Raw genomic sequence first — 23,096 nt, forward strand, 5'->3', positions numbered from 1 at the left:
CGTTGGCGAGAGCAGCCTCAGGAGGCAGGGGTGCGACCGAGGACCACAGTCGTCCTGGACGGATTCGGCGTACTGGAGTCGTTGCGCTGGCACGACGACGCCCTGTGGTTCTGCGACCTCGCCCACGGGACGGTGCACCGCTGGGACACCCGGGGAGAGCCGGAGACAGTGCTGGAGGTCCCCGGCCGGGCCGGAGGGCTCGGCTGGCTGCCCGACGGACGGATGCTGGTCGTCTCGATGGACGGGCACCGTGTGTACCGGCGGGAGCCGGACGGCTCCCTGGTCGTGCACGCCGACCTCAAGGACGTCGCCGGGGGTCCCGTCAACGACATGTTCGTCGACCGGCTGGGCCGCGCCTACGTGGGCAACTTCGGCTTCGACTACCACGGCTTCGTGCGCCGCAAGCCCAACTCGATGCTCTATGTCCCGCCGGGACCGCCCGGGACACCTCTCGCCTGTCTCTCCCCCGAGGGTGAACTGCTCGGTCTGAGCGAGCCGTTGGTGTTCCCGAACGGCCTGTTCCTGCTCGACGAGGAGCAGCGTACGGACGAGGGACCCACCCTGCTGGTCGCCGAGACCCTGGCGATGCGCCTCACCGCCCTACCCGTACTGCCCGACGGGCGCCTCGGCCCACCCCGGCCCTGGGCTCCACTGATCCCGTCCGCCCTGTGGCGGTCCCTCAACCACCCCGGGCTGTTGGGCCGTGTCACCCGGCGCGTCTCCGCCCTCCTCGACCACCCGGCGATCGCGGCCCGCTCCGCCAGTCCCATCGCCCCCGACGGCATCGCACCGGGGCGCGACGGCACGGCGTGGGTCGCCAACGCGCTGCGCGGCGAGTGCGTCCGGGTCGGGCCCGGCGGCGCGGTCCTGGAGCGCGTCTCCACCAGCCAGCAGACCCTGAGCTGCCTGGTCGCGGGCCCCGAGGGCAACACCCTGTACGCGGCCACCACACCGACCGACGACCCGGAGCGCGCGGCCGGTCTGGGCGGGTCACGGCTGGAGGCGTACGTACTGCCATCCTGAGCGCGCCCCTCATCGACTCAGCCTATTCTCACGGGAGTTCCCATGCACGGACAGCGAACGGACAGCGCCGCTCCCCCGCACACGGGCGCCCATGACGGAGGTCCGCGGTGAGCGTCGTCCTGATCACAGGCGCCGCGAGCGGCATCGGCGCGGCGACCGCGCGCGAGGCGGTGCGCCGGGGCCACCGGGTCGCCCTCGCCGACATCGACCTGGCCGGGGCCACCCTGATCGCCGGCGAACTGGGCGCCACGGCCCGCGCGTTCCAGCTGGACATCCGCGACGAGGCAGCGTGGGAAGTGACGTTGGACTCCGTGGCGGACCAACTCGGCCCGGTCGACGTGCTGGTGAACAACGCGGGGATCATCCACACCGGGTACGCACGCCAGTTGTCGCCGGCCGAGCACCGGCACATGGTGGAGGTGAACCTGCTCGGTCCGATCAACGGCATGCTCGCCGCCCTGTCCCGGATGCGCACCCGGGGCCACGGGCACATCGTCACCGTGTGCAGCATGAGCTCGTTCCTGCCCCTGCCCGGCTACACCACCTACGGCGCGACCAAGCACGGACTGCGCGCCTTCCACCACAGTGTGGCCATCGAGGAACGCGAAGGGCCCGTGACCTTCAGCATCATCCATCCGCCCGGCACCCGCACCCCCATGCTGGAGCAGGAGATGGCCGATCCCAGCGCGGTGATCACCTTCGCCGAGAAGCCGCTCAGCCCCGAGAAGGTCGCCGCGGTGATCGTCGACGCCATCAGACGCAAGCCGGTCGAAATCGTCCACCCCGCCATCGGCGGACGCGTACAGCGGGTCGCCGGTGTGTTCCCCCGGCTGATGCGCTTCGTGATCCCCAAGGTGGCAGCCATGGCCAAGCGCCGCAGCACGGGCCTCGTCCCGGCACCCGCGGCGGTACCCGAGCAAGGAGACACCAGCCGATGACCGTCAACACCACCACCCCCAGAGCCACTTCGGCTCCCGCGACCGAGAGCCATTTCGACAGCCTGCGGGCGGCCACCGCCGGGCTGGAACCCCCCTTCGGCGTCATCGACCTGGACGCCTTCGACGCCAACGCCCGCGACCTGGAACGCCGTGCCGGCGGCAAGCCGATCCGGCTGGCCAGCAAGTCGCTGCGCTCCCGCGCCCTCATCCGGCGCGCCCTGGACCGCCCGGGATTCGACGGCATCCTCGGCTTCACCCTGCCCGAAGCCCTGTGGCTGGCCGAGGAGTTCGACGACATCGTCGTCGGCTACCCGACCACCGACCGTACGGCGCTGCGCCGGCTGGCCGCCGACGCACGGCTCGCGTCCCGGATCACCCTGATGGTGGACTGCGTCGAGCATCTCGACCTGGTCGACGCCGCCACCGGGCCCCGCGAGACCCGTATCCAGGTCTGTCTGGAACTGGACGCGGCACTGCGCCTCGCGGGCGGCCGGCTCCATCTGGGGCCGCGCAGGTCACCGGTGTACACCCCGCAGGAGGCGGAGGCCTTCGCGCGCGAGGTCGCGTCCCGTCCGGGCTTCGAGCTGACGGGCATCATGGGGTACGAGGGTCAGGTCGCCGGTCTGGGCGACAACCAGCCCGGCAACGCCATCAAGCGGGCCGTGGTGCGGGCGATGCAGCGTTCCTCCGTCGAGGAGTTGAGCCACCGCCGGGAAGCCGCGGTCGCGGCCGTACGGGCCGTGACACCGCTGCGGTTCGTCAACGGCGGCGGCACGGGCAGCCTGGAGACCACGACCCGCGAGGACTCCGTCACCGAACTCGCGGCGGGCTCCGGCCTGTACGGCCCGGGGCTGTTCGACTTCTACCGCGCCTTCCGTCCCGTCCCGGCCGCGTACTTCGTGCTCCCCGTCGTACGCCGTCCCTCGTCGTCGGTCGCCACGCTCCTGGGCGGCGGCTGGGTGGCGTCCGGGCCGCTCGGCAAGGACCGGCTGCCCACGCTGGCCTGGCCTCCCGGGCTGCGCGTCACCGCCACCGAGTCCTTCGGTGAGGTGCAGACCCCGCTGGTGGGCAGGGCAGCGAGCGTGCTGGGCATCGGGGACCGGGTGTGGCTGCGGCACGCCAAGGCCGGTGAGCTGTGCGAGCGCATCGGTGATCTGCACCTGGTCAGCGACGGCGCGGTGGTCGACACCGTGCCCACCTACCGCGGTGAGGGCCACCACTTCCTGTGACCGCCACAGCCACCACCATCACCGGCCGGACGGTCCTGATCGTCGGTGCCTCCTCCGGGATCGGGGCGGCGGTGGCCCGGCGGCTCGCCCCGGCGGGCAACCGGCTCGTCCTCACGGCCCGGCGCGCCCCCGAACTGGCCGCCGTGGCCCGGGAGGTACGGGCCGCGGGCAGCGCCTGCCTCGACATCGCCGCCGACGCCCTGGACCCGGAGGCGGCGGCCGGGGTCGTGGCGGCGGCCGTCGCGGAGTTCGGCACCGTCGACATCGCGCTGCTCAACGCGGGCCAGGGTCCGGACATGGCCATGGACCGGGTGAGCGCGGCGGACGTCTCCCGGATCATGGCGCTGAACTACGACGTCGTCGTCAACTACCTGGTCCCGCTGATCCGGCAGTTGGGCGAGCAGCCGGGCGGCGGCCTGATCGCCCACACCAACTCCCTCGCGGGGCTGATGGGCATCCCCCGCCAGGGACCGTACTCGGCGGCGAAGGCGGCCGTGCGCACCCTCATCGACACCGCACGCGTCGAACTGGCGCCCAGGGGCATCCGGTTCACCTCGATCCACCCGGGTTTCGTGGGGACCGACCGGGTCGACGCCGACGGGCTGCCCAAGCCCTTCCAGGTCAGTCAGGAGCGCGCGGCACAGTACGTCGTGCACGCCCTGGAGCGGGAACCGGCGCAGGCCTGCTTCCCCTGGCGGACAACGGCGTTGGTCCGCACGCTGCGTGCCCTGCCCACGCCGGTCTCCGACCGGGTGCTGCGGCTGCTGGCCGCCCGGTAGCGGCCCTCGGAGGAGCGCCGGTCCGTTACGCCGTCGTCAGCGGCAGCACGCCGAACGGGTGCCGCTGCCACAGGAGCCGGGAGGCCTCCTCCGGGTAGGCGGCGACGGCCGGTTCGGCGCCGAGGATCTGGACGAGGCGCTGTTGGTCGTCGTACGCGGGCCAGCCCGGGTCACCCGTGGCGGCGAAGGACGTCCAGGCGGACCGGAAGCGGGCGGACAGCACCTCGGTCTCGGGCGGCGGTGTGGGTCCGATCAGCATGCCGCCGAGACCGCCGACGGTGTCGCCGTAGTTGCCGAAGGTCAGCGGCACGTCCAGGCCGTGACAGGCGCCGAGCGCACCACCGTTCACCGGGGCGGCCCAGGTCAGCTCGTACACGTGGGCCCGTCCGCCGCCGGCCAGCTGGGCGTGGGCCAGGTACAGCGACGGCATGCGGAACAGCCAGTCGGACTGGACGAGTTCGAACAGGTACTCCGCCGAGGCGTCCGGGAACGCGGCCCGATAGGCCCGCTCGGGGTCGGGCCCGGGTCCGAACAGGCGCAGGACCGCCGCCGCCATCTCCTCGTCGACCTGGCCGAACAGCCCGCCGAACATGAGGAACAGGCGGTACTCGTCCCGGGTGTGCCCGACGATCAGGTCCACGTCCCGCGCGGCGCCGCCCGCCAGTGCCTCCCACGGTGCGGTGGGCAGGACGTCGCCGTCGACGACGGGTGAGAACGGGGTCGGGGTGAGGGCGACGGCACCCCACCTCGGCGCGTACTCACGCATCCGGGCGCCCAGCGCGGCCCCCGCCTCGGGCAGCTTGCGCGGGTCCGGGCCGGACAGGTCGGCGACCGTCGGGCGCAGCCCGAGTTCACCGGCCATCGCCCCGGCGATGTCCGCGGCCAGCGCGTCCGAGAAGTAGGTGCCGGGCACGCTCTGCAGGATCGCCCGCCGGAACAGTCCTCGCGCCCTGGGCATGGCCAGCAGTGCGGCGATGGACCCGGCGCCCGCCGATTCCCCGAAGACGGTGACCCGGCCGGGGTCGCCGCCGAACGCGGTGACGTTGTCGCGCACCCACTCCAGTGCGGCGACCTGGTCGAGCAGCCCGCGGTTGGCCGGGGCGCCCTCGATCCGGGCGAACCCCTCGATGCCGACCCGGTAGTTGAGGGTGACCACGACGACGTCGCCGTCCCGGGAGAGGTGGCTGCCGCCGTAGTTCGGGTCGTCGGCGGAGCCGAACTTGTAGGCGCCGCCGTAGATCCACACCAGCACGGGCCGGCGCGCCGCCGGGTCCGCGTCGGGCGTCCAGACGTTGACGGTGAGCCAGTCGTCGCCAGGGGTCTCGGGAGCCACCGTCGTCTCCTGCGGAGGAGGCGGACCGAACGCGAAGGCCTCCCGTACCCCGTCCCAGCGGCCCGTCGGCCGGGGCGCCGCGAACCGCAGCTCCCCCACCGGCGGCTGCGCGAACGGGATCCCGCGGAACACCGCGAGGCCGCCCTCACGGCGTCCCCGGACCACGCCCGCGACCGTTGTGACCTCGGGAAACTCGCCTGTACTCATCGTCGACTCCTCAGGAACCCTGCCGATGGCGGTCCACGACACGATAGTCCAGGTGAACTTGCCTTCACTGCACGAACCACACGGAGGAGGCGGCGCCACTCCCGTGCGCTCGGCCTCGGTCCCGGACTAGGTTGTGCGCCATGAGCAACCTTGACCGCGCGCCCGTTCCCAGCGTCTGTGGCGGCCGCGGATTCGTCGTCGCCGAACCCGTGCGCGAACTGCTGAGCCCCCGGCGCGTGAAGCTCGGGGAGGGCACCGAGGTACGTCGACTGCTGCCGAACCTCGGCCGGCGCATGATCGCCGCGTGGGCCTTCGTCGACCACTACGGGCCGGACGACATCGCCGACGAGCCCGGTATGCAGGTGCCGCCGCACCCGCACATGGGCCTCCAGACGGTCAGCTGGCTGCACGAGGGCGAGGTGCTGCACCGCGACTCGACCGGCAGCCTCCAGACGATCCGCCCGCGCGAACTGGGCCTCATGACCTCCGGCCGGGCGATCAGCCACTCCGAGGAGAGCCCCAGGTCCCACGCGCGGTTCCTGCACGGGGCCCAGCTGTGGGTCGCCCTGCCGGACGGCCACCGCCACACCGACCCCCACTTCGAACACCACGCCGACCTGCCCACGGTCACGGCACCCGGCGTGACGGCGACCGTGATCCTGGGCGACCTCGACGGCGCGGCCTCGCCCGGCACGACGTACACCCCGATCGTCGGCGCCGACCTGACACTCGCCGCCGACGCCGACGTACGACTCCCGCTCGTTCCCGACTTCGAGTACGGCGTGCTGGCGATGTCCGGCGAGGTGCACGTCGACGGGGTGCCCGTGCTCCCGGGCTCGATGCTCTACCTCGGCTGCGGCCGCACCGAACTCCCGTTGCGCGCCGCGTCCGACGCGAGCGTGATGCTCCTGGGCGGTGAGCCGTTCGAGGAGGAGCTGATCATGTGGTGGAACTTCGTCGGCCGTACCCAGGAGGAGATCGTGCAGGCCCGCGAGGACTGGGCGAAGGGAACCCGTTTCGGCGTGGTGAAGGGTTACGACGGAACACCTCTCCGCGCGCCGTCGCTGCCCGATACGCCGCTGAAGCCACGGGGAAGGGTGCGCTGACCAGGAGAGACCCGCTCCACCGGTCCCGGGCGTCCGTGGGCAGCTTCGGCAGGACGGGTGCCGGCCTGATGCCGGGTTGTCCGACAGATCGTCGGGTTGTGGTGTGGTGTGGCGATGCGTCCGACGTCGGGCAACCCGGCTCCGGCCCGTAGCCGGTGGTAGCGCCGATCAGTGAGCCGATGCGTCCGGAACATAAAGCAGGAGAGAGCGATCGTTGTGGGTGTTTTCGTCCGGATCAGAGGTTGGCTGGAGTGTGATGATCGGCAGCTCACCCAGGTCGAGGAGATCGTCCAGGCGGACGATGCCGACCAGACGTACAGCGGTGGCTGGACCTTTCCCCCCAGGCAGTACAACTTCACCAACTGGGTCTTCTACGGGGCCGAGATGCGCGCCCGGTCCGTCGACTGGTTTCTCGAGCGACTGCGGAGCGTGGCCCGGATCCCGGCCTCGGACGACGACGGTGACCTGATCACCGGCCTGTTCTTTGTCAGCCACGAAGTCGACGGCATGAGCGAGTGGCAGGTCCGCGACGGCACGGTGATGATCCAGGCCGCGAGCCAGGAATATCAGTTCCTCGACGAATAGGGCATACGTGCCCGTGCGGAGCTGCTGAGCGGTCGGCCGGCAGGGCTTCTGGCCAGCGTTGGGGTGGGTCGCCGAGCAGCCCGGCATCCCAGAGGCGGATGCCCGGTGCGGTGCCCGCCCGTTCGGCCGTTTCCCTCGGGGAGGGGCCCGGTTCCACGTGTCGCCGCGCGATGCCGCTGCCGGTGTCGCCGAGGGGGACACCGGCGGCGGGGCCGGACCGGACCGGGGTGTCCGATCGGGCGTCGTCGTTCACGTGGCCGGAGTGGCCTCCCTGACGGCCACGGTGTCGTGGGGCTGCCCGCCGAGGACGACCTTGAGCGCCCCCGTGTCGGCGGCCCGGGAGAAGACGTCGTACGCCTCCTCCATCCGGTCCAGCGGGAACCTGTGGGTGACCATCGACGACGCGGGCAGGCGGCCTGCGGCCATCATGCGCAGCAGGGTGGGAGTGGAGGACGTGTCGACCAGACCCGTGGTGATCGTCACGTTCTTGATCCACAGGTCTTCCAGGTGCAGGGTCGCAGGTTTGCCGTGCACGCCGACATTGGCCACGTGCCCGCCGGGCCGCACCATGCGTGTGCACATCTCGAAGCTCTCCGGAATCCCTACCGCCTCGATCACCACATCGGCGCCGAGTCCCTCGGTGAGGTCGGCGACCAGCAGTTCCGCCTCGTCACCCACGGCGGATGCCACGGCGTCCGCGCCGAACCGTTTGGCCGCGTCCAGCCGGGCCGGCGCAGGGTCCACGGCGATGATCTTCTGCGGTGTGTAGAGCTGTGCCGTGGCGATCGCTGCCAGTCCGACAGGCCCCGCCCCGACCACCGCGACGGTGTCCCCGGGCCGCACGCGCCCGTTGAGCACGCCCACCTCGTACGCCGTCGGGAAGATGTCTGCCAGCAGGACGGCGTCCTTGCTGTCCAGCGCGCCGGGCAGCGGGTGCACGGACAGGTCGGCGTGGGGCACGCGGACGAACTCGGCCTGCGTGCCGTTGATCAGATGGCCGAGGATCCATCCTCCGCCGCCCCGGCACTGCCCGTACCCGCCCTCCCTGCAGAAGCGGCAGCGCCCGCACGCCGTGATGCACGAGACCAGCACCCGGTCGCCGGGGCGAACCGTGCGTACGTCGCCACCGACCTCGACGACCTCGCCGACCGCCTCGTGGCCGAGGACCGTGCCGGGGCGTACCTCCGGCACGTCACCCTTGAGAATGTGCAGGTCCGTGCCGCAGATGGTGACTGCGTCGACACGGACGACCACGTCTGTCGCCTCCTCGATCCCGGGGTCCGGGACGTCCGTCCACTCCGACTGTCCGGGGCCGTTAAAGATGAGTGCCTTCATGACGATCCCTCTTCCCTGCTCTTGTTCCCCGCTCCGCCGGCCCCGGCTCCCGTCACGGCGGATGTGCCGCGGCGTGATCTCGTCGCGGGCGGAACGGTTCGTCGGTTCCATGCTGACCGGAACGGACACCGCCCGCATGGGCCGCTCGGTCCCTGTCGCGGGGCCGGGCAGTGCCGGGCGGCCCCAGGCGTGGCCCACAGGTCCCTACGAGTCCGGCCCGGGCCGTCGGAGAGTGGAGAGGGGCAACGCCGAAGGAGGCAGCAGCCATGCGGCACCGCATCGTGAGCGAGCTGATGACCAAGGACGTCGTGAATGTGCGGCGGGACGCGAGCTTCACGGAGATCGCCAAACTGCTCGCGGAGCACGGCATCACGGCCGTTCCGGTCGTGGACGACGCCGACAGGCCCCTCGGAGTGGTCTCCGAGGCCGACCTGTTGCGCAGGGAGGCGCACCGGCTCGAAGCGACGGGGCCGCCGACCGTCCCACACCCGGAATCCGCCCCGTACACCAAGGCGGAGGCGACCACGGCGGAAGGGCTCATGACCAGCCCGGCCGTCGTCGCCCGCCCCGAGTGGACGGTGGTCGAGGCGGCCCGGACGATGGAGCGCAACCGGGTCAAGCGCCTGCCGGTGGTGGACGGGTCCGGTCGGCTGACAGGCGTGATCAGTCGCGCCGACCTGCTACGGGTGTTCCTCCGCGGCGACCGTGCCATACGGGAGGAGATCACCGGGGATGTGCTGATGCGCACGCTGGGCATCCCGCCCGACGCGGTGACGGTGCATGTCGTCGAGGGACAGGTCACCCTGCGCGGCACCGTCGAACGAAGCAGCGTCATACCCGTCGCCCTGCGGCTGTGCCGCAGCGTGGACGGGGTCGTCGACGTCTCCGCACACCTGGATTTCAAGGTCGCCGACAGCGCCGACCCGGCCACAGCCACCGACGCCCCGCGTCGCGCTCAGCTCTCACCCTGAAGAAGCCCGGGCGTGCCGCGCCGCGCCCGGGCCCTGCCCGGCAGGGCTGAACGGCCCGTCTCCGGGCGCCGGTCGACCCCCAACGGCCCCATGCGCGCTGCCTGTCAGGCCCATGTCCCGTGCCGTCCCCCCATGCCATCTTTCTCATGGCGCCGATGACCACGGCCATGCCCATGAGGAGGTGCGCACGATGCGCAGGGACACGCGTACGAAGCAGAGGCTGTGGAGGTGGCGGAGCAATCCGCTGCGGCGCCCCGACGACATCGTCGAGGCCTGGATCGTACTGATCGTGTGGACGGCCGTCGCGCTGGGCGGCACGCTCGCCGGCCTGGTCGCCGGGCAGTCCGTCGCCGAGTCCCTCGCGCGGCAGCGGGACGGGCGCCACTCCGTCCCGGCGGTGCTCCTCGAAGACACTCCGGCAGTCGTGGTGACGGAGGCGGGATCCGACCGCCCGCAGGTCCTCGCGAAGGTGCGCTGGACCGCCGCGGACGACTCCGCGCAGACCGGCGAAGCCAAGGTGGACACCGGCCGCGAGGGCGGTTCGGGGGTGACGATCTGGCTGGACGGCCAGGGGCGACCCACCACGGAGCCGACGACTCCCGGCCAGGCCACCGTGTACGCCGGCTACGCGGGTACGGCAGTCGCACTCGGGGTCGGCGGCCTCACGTACGCGGCCGGGCGGGTCGTACGCGGCCGGCTGGACCGGCGGCGCATCGACCAGTGGGGCCGGGAGTGGGACGAGGTCGGCCCCCAGTGGATCCGCAAGACCACCTGAGCCTGGACCGGTCGGCCACGGCAACGGGCTGACCGGCTCAGGCGGGCACGACTCCGGAGGCGGAGGCCGGCCGAGGAGCATCACGGCGAGTTCCGCCGTGGCAAGCCCACCCACGCGCCATGGCACCCACCCCGGCGCCCGTTCTCCGATTCCGGTGACCGCCCCGGCAACCGGCCCAAAGCCGACGGGAGCGCCGACAAGGGCAGCGAGGTCGCTGCTGGAGGGGTCCGCACCGATCAGGGGTGCTGTGACGCCCCACAGTCCATCGGCCCGGGTCGGATCCGGACAACAGGCAGCAACGGCGGGCCGGGCAGCCGCAGTTCGACCGAGTGCCTGCCGGGAACCCGCACCTGCTGTTCGGCCGGGTGCCGGCCGGGAACCCGTACCTGCTGTTCGCCCGCGCGGCCGTCGGCATCGTGCGAACCCGGGTGCGGCCGGTGAGCCAACCGCACCCGGCCACGGCCGAGAGGCGGACTCCAGCCCGTTCGCGTTCTCGCCGGCACCCGCGACGGGCAAGCCCTTCCCGGTGTGCGGCACGGGCGTTGGCCTCCGGTGGTCGTGGCGCGTGCGGGAAGCGACGTCGTGGGCGGCGGTGGCGTTCGGCGCGGCCCGGCCCGGTCCCTGCCGTTCACGTCGCCGCGGCGGCGTCGCCATCCGCCCGGGGGGCACGTCGGCTCAGAGCAGTGTCTGCCAGTAGGACCAGAACCGGGTCCCGATCAGCATCACGATGGCCAGGTACCAGGTGACCGGTACGGCCCAGTGGAACTCCAGCGCCCCCGCGACCACTCCCCGCGGGGCACGGACGACACCGTGGCGGAGGTTGTGGACGGTCGTGTACCAGAACATGGCGATGGTGGCCGCCCAGGCCAGGCAGCACCACAGGCACAGCGCCCCGATCTCGTACAGCGCCTGCGTCATCAGCCACATGCAGAAGACCGCGCCGAACAGTGTGCCCAGGTTCAGTCCGAGCCAGAACCAGCGGCGGAAGCGTGCCCCTGCCAACAGCGCGAACCCGACGAAGGCGACCACCGGATACGCCGCCAGGCCCAGCAGGGGGTTGGGGAAGCCGAAGGCGGACGCCTGGTCGCTGCTCATCACGTTCGAGCAGGACAGCACCGGGCTGATGTTGCAGGAGGGCGAGAAGGCCGGGTCCTTGAGGAGCTGGAACTTGTCGATGGTGATCACGAAGGAGGCGAGGATGCCCAGCGCTCCCGACACGATCAGCAGCCAGGCGAAGGCGACCGAAGCCCCGGTCGCTCCCTTCGGTGTGATCACCCGCTCCCGTCCGTCTTGGTGAGAGGTGGTGGTGAGGTGGTGCACGGTCCTTGTGCTGCCGTCGGTCATCCGAGGGTGCCCGCCCCACTGGTGCTCGGAGTGGACTCCGCGTCCGCGGTGATCGGGCAGTCGCTGTCGCAGGCGCCGTCGCCGTGCGGTCGGCGGTGGCGGTCCGGGCGCTGTCCGCCCGACGTGCCCGTACGGACGGCACCGGGTGGCCACACCACCTCCACGGGGATCCCGCGGGCCCGGGCGTACGCCACGAGATGGGCGGTGGCGTCACGGCCGTCGGACGGCGAACCGTCCCAGACGGCCACCAGGCGTTCGCACCCCTCGACCAGTTGCTCGTCCGCGCCTACGCACTCGTCCCGGCGACCGGGGTCGTACGCCAGCAGGCGCACCTGCCGGGCCAGCCACAGCAACTCGCCGACCGCCGACCGGTCTCGTCCCGGCAGCAGCACGGGCACCATCGCCTGCGTGGGAATCACCACGACCAGCTCCCGGCCCGTCGCGCGCATCGCCCGGCCGAACGCCAGCGACGCCCCGGCACCCGCGCGCACCAGTCCCGGCACACCCTCGGCCAGCCGGTCCAGCACCCCTCGCAGCGCGCGCTCCACCGGCTCCAGCGCGTCCGGCGCCAAATCGGCGTGACCCACCGCAGTGATCATCCACCCGCTCCTTCCAGCCGTACGGCGCCTTCGGCGCCTTCGGTTCGTCAGTGAAGCCAGGACACCCACCGGCCGACCAGGGCCGAACGGCCCTGCCGGACCGGCGGACGGCACGGGTCCGTTCGGCCCTCGCCGTGTCGTCGACGGCCGCGAGGTGCGAGGTCGCGGGGAAAGGGAGAGTCGGCCCTCCGGGACGGGCCGTTCGGCCCCTCCGGAGTCCGGTCGCGACGGTGCACCGTGGGAGGCATGCCGACACGCACGCGGGTCGCCGTCATAGGCGTCGGGAACGACTTCCGGCGCGACGACGGCGTGGGCTGGGCCGTGCTCGCCCGGCTGCGGGAACGGGCCGGGGGCCGACCGCTGCCGCCGGACACCGTCCTGGCCACCTGCGACGGCGACCCCGGGCGGCTGATCGGGCTGTGGCAGGGCGCCCGGCTCGCCGTGGTCGTGGACGCGGCCCATGCCCACCCGGGCACCCCCGGCCGCGTCCACCGCCTCGCGCTCGACGCCGGACTCCTCGAACAGCCGTCGGCCACCAGCTCGCACGGGCTCGGACTCGGCGAGGCCGTAGAGCTCGCACGGGTGCTGGATCTGATGCCGGACCGTCTGGTCGTCTACGCCGTGGAGGGCGCCGAGAGCGACCTCGGCACCGGTCTCTCCCCCGCCGTCGCCGCCGCCGTGGATCCCCTCGCGGAGGCCGTCGAGGACGAGATCACGCGGAACAGCGGCATGACAGCCAGGAGGCCGACATGAACGTGCGCCGCTTCCGGGTGGAGGGCGTCGTCCAGGGCGTCGGGTTCCGCCCGTTCGTGTACCGCACGGCGGCCGAACTCGGCCTGGCCGGCTGGGTGGCCAACGTCAACGGCCATGTGGAGGGCGAGATCGCCGGACCGCCCCGCGCGATCGCGGAGTTCGCGTCCCGGCTGCGCACCGGCGCACCGGTGCTCGCCCGGGTGCGCCGCGTCCAACTCACCGGCAGCCCGCGGCAGTCGGCGTACGACGAGGGTTTCCAGGTACGCGGCAGCGCACCCGGTCACGCGGACCCGGCACCGCGCGAGATCCCGCCCGACGCGGCGATCTGCGACGCCTGTCTGCGTGAACTGCGCGATCCGCGCGACCGGCGACACCGCTACCCGTTCATCAACTGCACGGACTGCGGGCCGCGTGCCACGATCATCGAGGACCTGCCGTACGACCGGATCCGCACGACCATGCGCCGCTTCCCGCTGTGCGCGCGGTGCGCGGCCGAGTACGCCGACCCCCGCGACCGGCGCTTCCACGCCGAACCCGTCGCCTGCCCCGTCTGTGGGCCGCAGCCCGCCTGGGAGGGTCTGCGCGGCGAGGACGCGCTGCGGGCGGCGGTCAAGACCGTCGCCGGGGGCGGGATCGTCGCGCTGAAGGGCCTCGGCGGCTACCAGCTGGTGTGCGACGCGGGTGATCCGCGGGCCGTGGCGGAGCTGCGCCGCCGCAAGCAGCGCCCGGCGAAACCGTTCGCCGTCATGGTGCGCGACATCGCGGCGGCGGCCCGGCTGGCGCGGATCGGCGCCACGGAACGCCAGGCCCTGACGTCTCCGGAGCGCCCCGTGGTGCTCCTCGCCCGCCGCCGGTGGCGCGGAGCGGTGGCTCCGCTCGCCCCCGGGGTGCACCCCGGCCTGTCCCGGGTCGGCCTGCTGCTGCCCACCACCGGCCTGCACCACATCCTCCTCGACGACCTGGCCCGGCCGCTCGTGGTCACCAGCGGCAACCTCAGTGACGAGCCGATCGCCATCGACGACGCGGAGGCCGCGCGCACCCTGGCCTCGGTCGCGGACGGCTTCCTCACGCACGACCGGCCGATCCGGTCCCGGTACGACGACTCGGTGGTGCAGTTCACCGGGCGCACCCGGATCACGGTCCGCCGCGCCCGCGGACTGGCCCCGGCCCCGATGGCGCTTCCCGTGCGCGAGCCGGTCGCCGGGGCCGGCGCCCAGCTGAAGCACACGTTCGCCCTCGCCGCCCACGGGCGGGCCCACCTCGGGCCGCACACCGGGGACCTGGCCGACCTGCCGACGTACGACGCGTTCCTGTCGTCGTACGAACACCTCAAGCAGCTCACCGGCATAGAACCGGTGGCCCTGGCCCATGATCTGCACCCCGGCTATCTGTCCACGCGGTGGGCCGAGGCACAGCCGCTGCGCCGGATCCCGGTGCAGCACCACCACGCGCATGTGGCCGCCTGCGCCGCCGAGCACGGGGTGCGGGGCCCGTTCACCGGCGTCGCCTACGACGGGCTGGGGCTGGGTGACGACGGCACCCTGTGGGGCGGCGAGATCCTCGTCGCCGATCTGGTCGGCTACCGCCGCGTGGGCAGGTTCGCGACCGCGCCGCTGCCCGGCGGCGACGCGGCGGTGCGCCACCCGTCCCGCACCGCCCTCGGCCAGCTGCTGGGTAGCGAGACACTCGGTTCGCCGCGCCCGTATCCGTGGCTCGCCCGGTCCTTCACGGACCGGCTCGATCCGGCCGAGGTCTCCACCGTGCGCGCCATGATCGCCCGGGACGTCAACTGTCCACGGGCGTCCAGCGCGGGGCGGCTCTTCGACACGGTCGCCGCGCTGCTCGGCCTCGCCGCCGAGGTCGGTTACGAGGGCGAGGCGGCCGTCCTGCTCGAAACGGCGGCGGGCGACGCGCACGCCGTACCGCTCGCCCACCGCGTCGTGCGGGTGCGGGACCTGTGGGTGTACGACCCCTCGCCGACGCTGGTCGACCTGCTGGAGCGGCAGCTGAGCGGTGAGCCGACGGCCCGGCTGGCCGCGGCCTTCCACCTGACGCTCTCGATCGTCACCGCGGATCTCGTCGCCCGGGCCGTGGCCGAGGGCGCACCCCGCACCGTGTGCCTGGGCGGCGGCTGCTTCGTCAACCGCAGGCTGCTCACCGAGGTGAAGCGCCGGCTGCACGCCCAGGGGCTCCGGGTACTGGTGGGCGGTCAGGTCCCGGTCGGGGACGGCGGCATCAGCTACGGCCAGGCGGCGGTCGCGGCCGCGCACCTGGCCAGGGAGAGGTGAACGCACATGTGCCTGGGCATCCCGGGACGGGTCGTCGAGATCCACGACGACGCCGGACTGCGCATGGCGACCGTCGACTTCGGCGGGGTACGGCGCGAGGTCTGCCTCAGCTGCACACCGGAGGCGGACATCGGGTCGTACGTGATCGTGCACGTCGGCTTCGCGATCACGCGGGTCGACGAGGCGGAGGCACACCGCACGCTCGACGTGCTGCGGGCGATGGCCGGCGCGGTCGAGGGCGAGCTGGGCGAGGCGCTGCGTTAGCGCTCCGCTGGGGGAAGCGGTGAGAAGGGCCGTTTCGAAACTGCGGGCGGTATGTGGCTGGGCGCGCAGTTCCCCGCGCCCCTGCGGGGGGGGCACGCCCCGCCCGGGAAGTCCGGTCGGCCCGTCGGGCAGGGACTGTCGGCCCCTGTCGTGGGCACCGGCCGAGGGCCGAACCTGGTGGAGGAGGGAGCACGGAGTCGCCTCGGACAAGGAGAACCGTCATGACCGCCACCGCAGCCCCGGCCGTGCTCGACCGGGACGGTCTGAACGCGCTGGTCGCGGCTCTGGTGGCGGGGGGACGGACCGTGGTGGGGCCGACCGTCCGCGACGGCGCCGTCGTGCTGGACGAGCTGACCTCGGCGGACGCGCTCCCCTACGGCTGGGGCGTCGAGCTGGACGCCGGACGCTACCGGCTCGTCCCCCGCACGGACGGAGCCGCCTTCGCGCACAGCGCGGGCCCGCAGTCCTGGAAGTCCTACCTGCACCCGGCGCGGGAACGGCTGTGGAGCGCCGACCGGACACCGGAGGGCGACGTCACCTTCGCCGCCCACGAGCCGGACGTACCGTCGTACGCCTTCCTCGGCGTCCGCCCCTGCGATCTGCGGGCCATCGCGGTCCAGGACCGGGTGCTGACCGGCGGACGGTACGAGGACACCGGCTACGGCCGGCGCCGGTCCAGGGTGTTCCTGATCGCCGCCGAGTGCACCGAGCCCGGCGCGACCTGCTTCTGCGTCTCCGCGGGCGGCGGGCCCGCGGCCGACCCCGGGTACGACCTCGCGCTCACCGAGGTGGTGGACGCGGACGGGCACCGGTTCCTCGTGCGCGTCGGCAGCGAGGAGGGCGCCCGCGTGCTGGACCAGGTGCCGCACCGGACGGCGGACACCGTCACGGAGACGGGCGCGCGCGCCGCGGTGGACGCGGCCCGCGACCGTATGGGCCGCTCGCTCCCCCCGGTCGACCTGCGCGCCCTGATGGGCGCGAGCCTCGACGCCGAGCGCTGGGACGACGTCGCCGCCCGCTGTCTGACCTGCGGCAACTGCACGATGGTCTGCCCCACCTGCTTCTGCACCACCACGGAGGAGGTCACCGACCTGACCGGCGACCACACCGAGCGGTGGCGGCGCTGGGACTCGTGCTTCGACCTGGACTTCTCGTATCTGCACGGAGGCCCGGTCCGCGCCTCGGCCCGCAGCCGCTACCGGCAGTGGCTCACGCACAAGCTCTCCACCTGGTACGACCAGTTCGGCACCTCCGGGTGTGTCGGCTGCGGGCGCTGCATCGCCTGGTGCCCGGCCGGCATCGACATCACCGAGGAAGTCACCGCGCTGGCCGCCGAACACGCGACACACGAGACGGAGCCGGGACGATGACACCCTCGATCACCCTGCGCATGTCGCACGCGCTGCCGCCCGACCACCGCGACCGGCTCCTGCGCACGGCCCGCGAGGTCGACTTCCGGCAGGACGCCCGGCTCTTCGAGGAGGGCGGACGCGCCGACCGCTTCTGGATCGTCCGCGACGGCTCGGTCGCCCTGGACATGCATGTGCCCGGCCACCGCCCGCCCGTGATCGAAACCCTGGGAGTCGGTGACCTGGCGGGCTGGTCCTGGCTGTACGAGCCGTACGTCTGGCAGCTGGGTGCCCGGACCCTGACCCCGGTGCGGGCCTACGAGTTCGACGCCGTCGCCGTACGTCTGATGTGTCTGGACGACGACAGGTTCGGCCGGTCCGTGGAGCACTGGGTCGGCCGGGTGCTGGCCCACCGGCTGAACGCGGCCCGCGCCCGGCTGGTCGACCTGTACGGGACCTACGAGACGAGGGAAGCCCGATGACCGCCGTACCGGTCCCCCATCGCGTGGTCGCCCGCCTGCCGGAGACCGCGGACACGATCACTCTGCGGCTCGAACCGGTGGGCGCGGCGCTGCCCGACTTCCTGCCGGGACAGTTCGCGATGGTGCACTGCTTCGGCCGCGGCGAGATCCCCGTCTCGGTGAGTTCAGTGCGGGCCACGGGCGGCCTCGCGCACACGGTCCGCTCGGTGGGCGCTGTCTCCGGCGGGCTGTGCGCGGCCCGGGTCGGCGACGTCGTCGGCATCCGCGGCCCGTACGGCACGGGCTGGGAGCTGGAGCGGGCACGCGGCCACGACGTCCTGGTCGTGGCGGGCGGCATCGGGCTCGCCCCGCTGCGGCCACTGATCCTGGGTGCGCTGGCCGAGCCGCAGGAGTACCGACGCGTGAACGTCCTGGTCGGGGCACGCACCCCGGGCGACCTGATCGCCCGGAAGGAGGTGGAGAGCTGGGCCACGTCGTACACCGGTGTCACGGTCGACCAGCCCGCCCCGGACTGGCGCGGGGACGTCGGCGTGGTCACCCAGTTGCTCGGGCGGGCGCACTTCGACCCGGGAAACACCTGGGCGTTCGTCTGCGGACCCGAGCCGATGATCCGCGCCGCCGCCCGCGAACTCACCCACCGGGGTGTGCCCGGCGACCGCGTCCGGGTCTCGCTGGAACGGAACATGCGCTGCGCGACCGGGCACTGCGGGCACTGCCAGCTCGGACCGCTGCTGCTGTGCCGGGCCGGGCCGGTCGTGGACTGGGAACTCGCGGAACCCCTGCTCTCGACAAGGGAGTTGTGATGGCACCCACCCTCGCCGTGTTCAAGCTGGCCTCCTGCGACGGCTGCCAGCTCACCCTGCTCGACTGCGAGGACGAACTCCTCGCGCTGGCGGGCGAGGTGGACATCAGCCACTTCCTGGAGGCGTCCAGCGCTGTCGCACCAGGGCCCTACGACCTGTCCCTGGTGGAGGGCTCGGTGACCACGGCCGCGGATGCCGAGCGGATCCGCGCCATCCGGGCCGCCTCGCGCCACCTGGTGACGATCGGCGCCTGCGCGACCGCCGGAGGCATCCAGGCCCTGCGGAACTACGCGGACGTCGACGAGTACCGGCGCGTGGTCTACGCGCACCCCGAGTACGTCTCCACGCTCGCCACCTCCACTCCCGTGTCCGCCCATGTGGACGTCGACTTCGAACTGCGCGGCTGCCCGATCGACCGGCGTCAGCTCATCGAGGTGATCACCGCGTTCCTCGCCGGCCGCAAGCCGGACGTCCCCGACCACAGCGTGTGCTTCGAGTGCAAGCGGCGGGGCACGGTCTGCGTCACCGTCGCCCACGGCACCCCCTGTCTGGGGCCGGTCACGCACGCCGGGTGCGGGGCGCTGTGCCCGGCGTACCAGCGGGGCTGCTTCGGCTGCTTCGGTCCGTCCGGGTCGGTGAACCTGCCCGCGCTGATCCCGCTGCTGCGCCGGGACGGCCTCGACGACGACGCCGTCGAGCGGTTCCTGCACACCTTCAACGCCCCCGCGTTCGACGAGTTCACCGAACCCGGCAAGAGCGACGAGAGCCACGAGACCGGTAAGGAGGTGCGCAAGTGACACACCGTGGATCGCGTGTGCTGCACGTGGGCTCGCTGTCCCGGGTCGAGGGCGAGGGCGCGCTGCGCCTGCGGGTGCACGACGGCACGGTCACCGAGGCACGGCTGGAGATCTACGAGCCGCCGCGCTTCTTCGAGGCGTTCCTGCGCGGCCGTTCCCACACAGAGCCGCCGGACATCACGGCCCGGGTGTGCGGGATCTGCCCGGTGGCCTACCAGATGAGCGCATGCGCGGCGATCGAGGACGCCTGCGGGGTGAGTGTCGGTCCGGTGATCCGGGATCTGCGCCGGCTGCTGTACTGCGGCGAGTGGATCGAGAGCCAGGCACTGCACATCTATCTGCTGCACGCCCCCGACTTCCTGGGCCGGGCGAGCGCGATCGACCTGGCGCGCACCCACCGGGCCGAGGTCGAACGAGGGCTGCGGCTGAAGAAGGCCGGCAACTCGCTGATGGAACTGCTCGGCGGGCGGGCCGTGCATCCCGTGAACGTCCGCCTCGGCGGCTTCCACCGGGTGCCGACGCGCGCCGAACTACGCCCCCTGCAAGAGGAGTTGAAGCAGGCACTGGACGATGCCTGGGACACCGTGCGCTGGGTCGCGGGCTTCGAGTTCCCGGACGCCCGGGTCGAGGCCGACCTGCTGGCGCTGGCCGAGCCGGACACGTACGCCATCGAGGGCGGGACACCGACCGTCCTCCGCCTCGACGGGACCCGGGAGTCCTTCCCCGTGCGGGACTTCACCGAGCACGTCACGGAGACGCACGTCGCGCACTCCACCGCGCTGCACTCGCGGCTCGACGGACGGCTGCATCTCACCGGCTCCCTCGCGCGGTTCGCGATCAGCGGCGCGCGGCTGTCGCCGGTGGCGCTCCAGGCGGCCGTGGCGGCCGGGCTGGGCGATCCGCGGGAGGGGGCCGTGTGCCACAACCCGTTCCGGTCGATCCTCGTGCGGGCGGTGGAGACCGTGTACGCCGTCGGGGAGGCGCTGCGGATCATCGAGGCGTACGAGCCGCCCGCGCGCCCCTACGCGGAGGTGCCGCCGGTCGCGGGTACCGGACACGGCGCGACCGAGGCACCGCGCGGGCTGCTCTACCACCGGTACGAACTCGACGCCGACGGCGTCGTCACCAGCGCGCTGCTGGTGCCGCCGACCGCACAGAACCAGGGCGCCATCGAGGACGACCTGCGGCGCCTGGCCCAGCGGGCCATCACCGAACACGACCCGGACGACGACGAGTTGACGGCCCTGTGCGAGCGGGCGATCCGCAACCACGACCCGTGCATCTCCTGTTCCACCCACTTCCTCGACCTGACGGTCGTCCGCACCCAGGGAGGCTGCGATGCCTGAATCCCCGTACACCGTGAGCGATGTGATGACGCACACCGCCGTCGCCGTCGGCAGCGAGGCCTCCTTCAAGGAGATCGTCGAACTGCTCGACCAGTGGAAGGTCAGCGCCCTGCCGGTGCTGGCCGGGGAGGGCCGGGTCGTCGGTGTGGTCTCCGAGGCGGATCTGCTGCCCAAGGAGGAGTTCCGGGACACCGACGAGGGCGAGCCCGCCGAGCGGGCCAAGGCGGCAGCACTGACCGCGGGCGAGCTGATGAGCTCTCCGGCCGTGACCGTGCACGCGGACGCCTCGGTCGCCGAGGCCGCTCGCATCATGGCCCGCCGGCACGTCAAGCGGCTGCCGGTCGTGAACGGCGTGGGCCTGCTGCAGGGCGTGGTCAGCCGCGGTGACCTGCTGAAGGTGTTCCTCCGCTCCGACGAGGAGCTGGCCGACGAGATCCGGCGCAGTGTCCTGGGCCGCCTCCCGGTCACCACCTCCTTGACGGTCGGCGTGACCGAGGGCGTGGTCACCCTGGGCGGCCTCCTGCCCGACCGCACACTCGTCCCCATCGTGGCGCGGGCGGTTCGGGCGGTGGAGGGGGTCGTCGACATCAAGCTCGAACTCACGCACCGATGAAGTACCTGGACGAGTACCGCGATCCCGTACTGGCCCGGCGGCTGCTGGGCGAGCTGCGGGAGACCGCCACGCGTCCCTGGCGGATCATGGAGGTGTGCGGCGGTCAGACCCACACCCTGGTCCGCCAGGGCATAGACGAGTTGCTGCCCGCCGGCATGCGGATGATCCACGGCCCGGGCTGCCCGGTCTGCGTGACGCCGCTGGAGACCCTCGACCGGGCCATGGCCATCGCCGCCCGCCCCGGTGTGATCCTCACCAGCTTCGGCGACATGCTGCGCGTGCCCGGCACGGACACCGACCTGTTGTCGCTGCGGGCGCGGGGCGCGGACGTACGCGTGGTCTACGCGCCGATGGACGCCGTACGCCTGGCCGCCGCGCACCCCGACCGCGAGGTGGTGTTCCTCGCCGTCGGGTTCGAGACGACGGCCCCGGCCAACGCGACGGCGGTGCTCCAGGCCGCCCGGCTGGGGCTGACCAACTTCTCGGTGCTGGTCAGCCATGTCCTCGTGCCGCCCGCCATGACGGCCCTGCTCGACGACCCCGACTGCGAGGTACAGGCCTTTCTCGCGGCCGGGCATGTGTGCGCGGTGATGGGCTGGCGCGAGTACGAGCCGATCGCCGCCCGCCACCGGGTGCCCATCGTGGTCACCGGCTTCGAGCCGCTGGACCTGCTGGAGGGCATCCTCATGGCGGTGCGGCAGCTGGAGTCCGGCCGGTACGAGGTGGAGAACCAGTACGTGCGGGCGGTGTGCCGGTCCGGCAACACCGGGGCCCAGGAAGCGATCCGCGAGGTCTTCCGGGTCACCGACCGGGCCTGGCGCGGCATCGGGGCGCTGCCCGACAGCGGGCTCGAACTCGCCGAGGAATACCAGGAGTTCGACGCGGCCAAGCGTTTCGACGTCGGCGGGCTGTGTCCCGTCGAGGACCCGCAGTGCATAGCCGGAGCCATTCTCACCGGGGCCAGGCTGCCCACCGACTGCGCCGCGTACGGCACGCGTTGCACACCCCGCCATCCCCTCGGCGCGCCCATGGTGTCGTCCGAGGGCACCTGCGCCGCGTTCCACGCGGCCGGACGCACTCCCACGAGGAGCACGGCATGACGATCCAGTGCCCCACCCCGAAGCACGAGGAAGAGGTCGTACTCCTCGGCCACGGCGCCGGCGGCCGTCTCACCGCCGAGCTGCTCGACGAGCTGGTGCTGCCCGCCCTCGACGGCGCCCCGGGCCCGCTGGAGGACGCGGCGCTCCTGCCCGGCTACCGGGAACTGGTCATGAGCACCGACAGCTTCGTGGTCAGCCCGTTGTTCTTCCCCGGCGGGGACATCGGTTCCCTGGCCGTCCACGGCACGGTCAACGACCTCGCCATGCGGGGCGCACGGCCACTCGCCCTGTCCGTCTCCCTCATCGTGGAGGAAGGGCTGCCACTGGCCGAACTCCGTGCCGTCCTGACCTCGTTGGGCAAGGCCGCGCAGGCTGCCGGTGTCCCCGTGGTCACCGGTGACACCAAGGTCGTGGGACGCGGAGCCGCCGACAGGCTCTTCATCAACACCACCGGTGTCGGGCAGTTGCACGGCTCCCTGCGGCCCTCCGCCGCGCTCGCCCGTCCCGGTGACGCGGTGCTGCTCTCCGGGCCGATCGGGCTGCACGGGACGACCGTGCTCAGCACCCGCGAGGGCCTCGGCTTCGAGAGCGACATCGCCTCGGACAGCCGGCCGCTGCACCGGCTGGTGCGCACCCTGGCACCGATCGGCGCCGACATCCACGTACTGCGCGATCCCACCCGGGGCGGACTCGCCGCCACCCTCAACGAGATCGCCCGCGACTCGTCCGTCGCCGTCGAGATCGAGGAGAGCGCCGTGCCCGTGCCCGAGGCGGTCGCCTCGGCCTGTGACCTGCTCGGCCTGGACCCGCTGACCGTCGCCAACGAGGGGTGTCTGGTCGCCTTCGTCGCCGCCGGCGCGGCAGGCGACGCACTGGCGGCGATGCGGTCGGTGGACGAGGGCTCGCGGGCGGTACGGATCGGAGAGGTGCTGCCGGGCGGGCCGGCGGGCCGGGTGACCCTGCGGACGCTGGTGGGTGCCCGGCGGATCGTGGACATGCCGCTCGGCGAACAGCTGCCCCGTATCTGCTGACCGCAGGCGCACAAGGACGTCCGCGCGCCCGGCCTCCCCGGCCAGG

General features: G+C 72.8%; 22 protein-coding genes and 1 pseudogene. 19 read left to right on the forward strand and 4 right to left on the reverse strand.

The window, feature by feature from the left end; all coding sequences use genetic code 11:
* The first annotated feature begins 30 nt into the window (after positions 1 to 30).
* The 4 genes from OG595_RS03800 (at position 31) to OG595_RS03815 (ending at position 3,969) form a co-directional block, all read left to right on the forward strand.
* Positions 31 to 1,023 carry an SMP-30/gluconolactonase/LRE family protein gene (locus tag OG595_RS03800; RefSeq protein ID WP_329267756.1) on the forward strand — a complete coding sequence of 331 codons (993 nt, stop codon included), beginning with the start codon at positions 31 to 33 and terminating at the stop codon, positions 1,021 to 1,023.
* A gap of 107 nt (positions 1,024 to 1,130) precedes the next feature.
* Complete coding sequence (locus OG595_RS03805) at positions 1,131 to 1,961, forward strand: SDR family NAD(P)-dependent oxidoreductase (RefSeq protein WP_329267758.1); 831 nt, start codon at positions 1,131 to 1,133, stop codon at positions 1,959 to 1,961.
* Positions 1,958 to 3,190 carry an amino acid deaminase/aldolase gene (locus tag OG595_RS03810; RefSeq protein ID WP_329267759.1) on the forward strand — a complete coding sequence of 411 codons (1,233 nt, stop codon included), beginning with the start codon at positions 1,958 to 1,960 and terminating at the stop codon, positions 3,188 to 3,190. Before OG595_RS03805 ends, OG595_RS03810 begins: the two co-directional genes overlap by 4 nt.
* On the forward strand, positions 3,187 to 3,969 hold the full coding sequence (locus OG595_RS03815) for an SDR family NAD(P)-dependent oxidoreductase (RefSeq protein WP_329267761.1): 783 nt from the start codon (positions 3,187 to 3,189) through the stop codon (positions 3,967 to 3,969). Before OG595_RS03810 ends, OG595_RS03815 begins: the two co-directional genes overlap by 4 nt.
* A 25-nt stretch (positions 3,970 to 3,994) precedes the next feature.
* Here the strand turns inward: OG595_RS03815 and OG595_RS03820 are convergent, their stop codons facing one another.
* Complete coding sequence (locus OG595_RS03820; protein WP_329267763.1) at positions 3,995 to 5,509, reverse strand: carboxylesterase/lipase family protein; 1,515 nt, start codon at positions 5,507 to 5,509, stop codon at positions 3,995 to 3,997.
* Between the two features lie 140 nt (positions 5,510 to 5,649).
* On the opposite strand from OG595_RS03820, the gene OG595_RS03825 reads away from it, so the two are divergent.
* The gene (locus OG595_RS03825; protein WP_329267765.1) at positions 5,650 to 6,615 is read left to right on the forward strand and encodes a pirin family protein; all 966 of its coding nucleotides are present in this window, start codon (positions 5,650 to 5,652) and stop codon (positions 6,613 to 6,615) included.
* 216 nt (positions 6,616 to 6,831) lie between these two features.
* Positions 6,832 to 7,200, forward strand: a complete 369-nt coding sequence (locus OG595_RS03830) for a hypothetical protein (RefSeq protein ID WP_329267767.1) — start codon at positions 6,832 to 6,834, stop codon at positions 7,198 to 7,200.
* 249 nt (positions 7,201 to 7,449) lie between these two features.
* On the opposite strand, the gene OG595_RS03835 is transcribed toward OG595_RS03830, so the two are convergent.
* Positions 7,450 to 8,535, reverse strand: a complete 1,086-nt coding sequence (locus OG595_RS03835; RefSeq protein ID WP_329267770.1) for a zinc-dependent alcohol dehydrogenase family protein — start codon at positions 8,533 to 8,535, stop codon at positions 7,450 to 7,452.
* Positions 8,536 to 8,801: 266 nt separating this feature from the next.
* On the opposite strand from OG595_RS03835, the gene OG595_RS03840 reads away from it, so the two are divergent.
* The gene (locus OG595_RS03840; protein WP_329267772.1) at positions 8,802 to 9,506 is read left to right on the forward strand and encodes a CBS domain-containing protein; all 705 of its coding nucleotides are present in this window, start codon (positions 8,802 to 8,804) and stop codon (positions 9,504 to 9,506) included.
* 190 nt (positions 9,507 to 9,696) lie between these two features.
* Positions 9,697 to 10,281, forward strand: coding sequence for an Rv1733c family protein (locus OG595_RS03845; RefSeq protein WP_329267774.1), 585 nt, complete (start codon positions 9,697 to 9,699; stop codon positions 10,279 to 10,281).
* A 675-nt stretch (positions 10,282 to 10,956) separates the two neighbouring features.
* On the opposite strand, the gene OG595_RS03850 is transcribed toward OG595_RS03845, so the two are convergent.
* Complete coding sequence (locus OG595_RS03850) at positions 10,957 to 11,625, reverse strand: vitamin K epoxide reductase family protein (protein ID WP_329267776.1); 669 nt, start codon at positions 11,623 to 11,625, stop codon at positions 10,957 to 10,959.
* Between the two features lie 104 nt (positions 11,626 to 11,729).
* Positions 11,730 to 12,224 (reverse strand): annotated as a pseudogene (locus OG595_RS03855) (hypothetical protein); the annotation flags it as partial.
* A gap of 246 nt (positions 12,225 to 12,470) precedes the next feature.
* Between OG595_RS03855 and OG595_RS03860 the strand changes: the two are divergent.
* From OG595_RS03860 to hypE, 11 genes are all read left to right on the forward strand, one after another.
* A complete protein-coding gene (locus tag OG595_RS03860) occupies positions 12,471 to 12,977 on the forward strand; it encodes a hydrogenase maturation protease (RefSeq protein ID WP_329267777.1) in 507 nt (168 codons plus the stop codon).
* Positions 12,974 to 15,265: a carbamoyltransferase HypF gene (gene hypF / locus OG595_RS03865; protein WP_329267780.1), complete on the forward strand. Its 2,292-nt coding sequence runs from the start codon at positions 12,974 to 12,976 to the stop codon at positions 15,263 to 15,265. The genes OG595_RS03860 and hypF overlap by 4 nt, the downstream gene beginning before the upstream one ends.
* A 6-nt stretch (positions 15,266 to 15,271) precedes the next feature.
* The gene (locus OG595_RS03870; protein ID WP_329267782.1) at positions 15,272 to 15,529 is read left to right on the forward strand and encodes a HypC/HybG/HupF family hydrogenase formation chaperone; all 258 of its coding nucleotides are present in this window, start codon (positions 15,272 to 15,274) and stop codon (positions 15,527 to 15,529) included.
* Positions 15,530 to 15,750: 221 nt separating this feature from the next.
* On the forward strand, positions 15,751 to 16,899 hold the full coding sequence (locus OG595_RS03875; RefSeq protein WP_329267784.1) for a 4Fe-4S dicluster domain-containing protein: 1,149 nt from the start codon (positions 15,751 to 15,753) through the stop codon (positions 16,897 to 16,899).
* Complete coding sequence (locus OG595_RS03880) at positions 16,896 to 17,360, forward strand: Crp/Fnr family transcriptional regulator (protein WP_329267786.1); 465 nt, start codon at positions 16,896 to 16,898, stop codon at positions 17,358 to 17,360. The genes OG595_RS03875 and OG595_RS03880 overlap by 4 nt, the downstream gene beginning before the upstream one ends.
* Positions 17,357 to 18,163, forward strand: a complete 807-nt coding sequence (locus tag OG595_RS03885; protein WP_329267788.1) for an FAD/NAD(P)-binding protein — start codon at positions 17,357 to 17,359, stop codon at positions 18,161 to 18,163. The genes OG595_RS03880 and OG595_RS03885 overlap by 4 nt, the downstream gene beginning before the upstream one ends.
* Entirely contained in the window at positions 18,163 to 18,960 is a 798-nt protein-coding gene (locus OG595_RS03890; protein ID WP_329267789.1) for an oxidoreductase, read from the forward strand. The genes OG595_RS03885 and OG595_RS03890 overlap by 1 nt, the downstream gene beginning before the upstream one ends.
* The gene (locus tag OG595_RS03895) at positions 18,957 to 20,306 is read left to right on the forward strand and encodes a Ni/Fe hydrogenase subunit alpha (RefSeq protein WP_329267790.1); all 1,350 of its coding nucleotides are present in this window, start codon (positions 18,957 to 18,959) and stop codon (positions 20,304 to 20,306) included. The genes OG595_RS03890 and OG595_RS03895 overlap by 4 nt, the downstream gene beginning before the upstream one ends.
* A complete protein-coding gene (locus OG595_RS03900) occupies positions 20,299 to 20,919 on the forward strand; it encodes a CBS domain-containing protein (protein WP_329267792.1) in 621 nt (206 codons plus the stop codon). The genes OG595_RS03895 and OG595_RS03900 overlap by 8 nt, the downstream gene beginning before the upstream one ends.
* The gene (hypD, locus tag OG595_RS03905; RefSeq protein ID WP_329267794.1) at positions 20,916 to 22,019 is read left to right on the forward strand and encodes a hydrogenase formation protein HypD; all 1,104 of its coding nucleotides are present in this window, start codon (positions 20,916 to 20,918) and stop codon (positions 22,017 to 22,019) included. The genes OG595_RS03900 and hypD overlap by 4 nt, the downstream gene beginning before the upstream one ends.
* Positions 22,016 to 23,050, forward strand: coding sequence for a hydrogenase expression/formation protein HypE (gene hypE / locus OG595_RS03910; protein ID WP_329267797.1), 1,035 nt, complete (start codon positions 22,016 to 22,018; stop codon positions 23,048 to 23,050). The genes hypD and hypE overlap by 4 nt, the downstream gene beginning before the upstream one ends.
* Positions 23,051 to 23,096 lie beyond the last annotated feature (46 nt).

Source organism: Streptomyces sp. NBC_01451, from assembly GCF_036227485.1.
Lineage (GTDB): Bacteria > Actinomycetota > Actinomycetes > Streptomycetales > Streptomycetaceae > Streptomyces.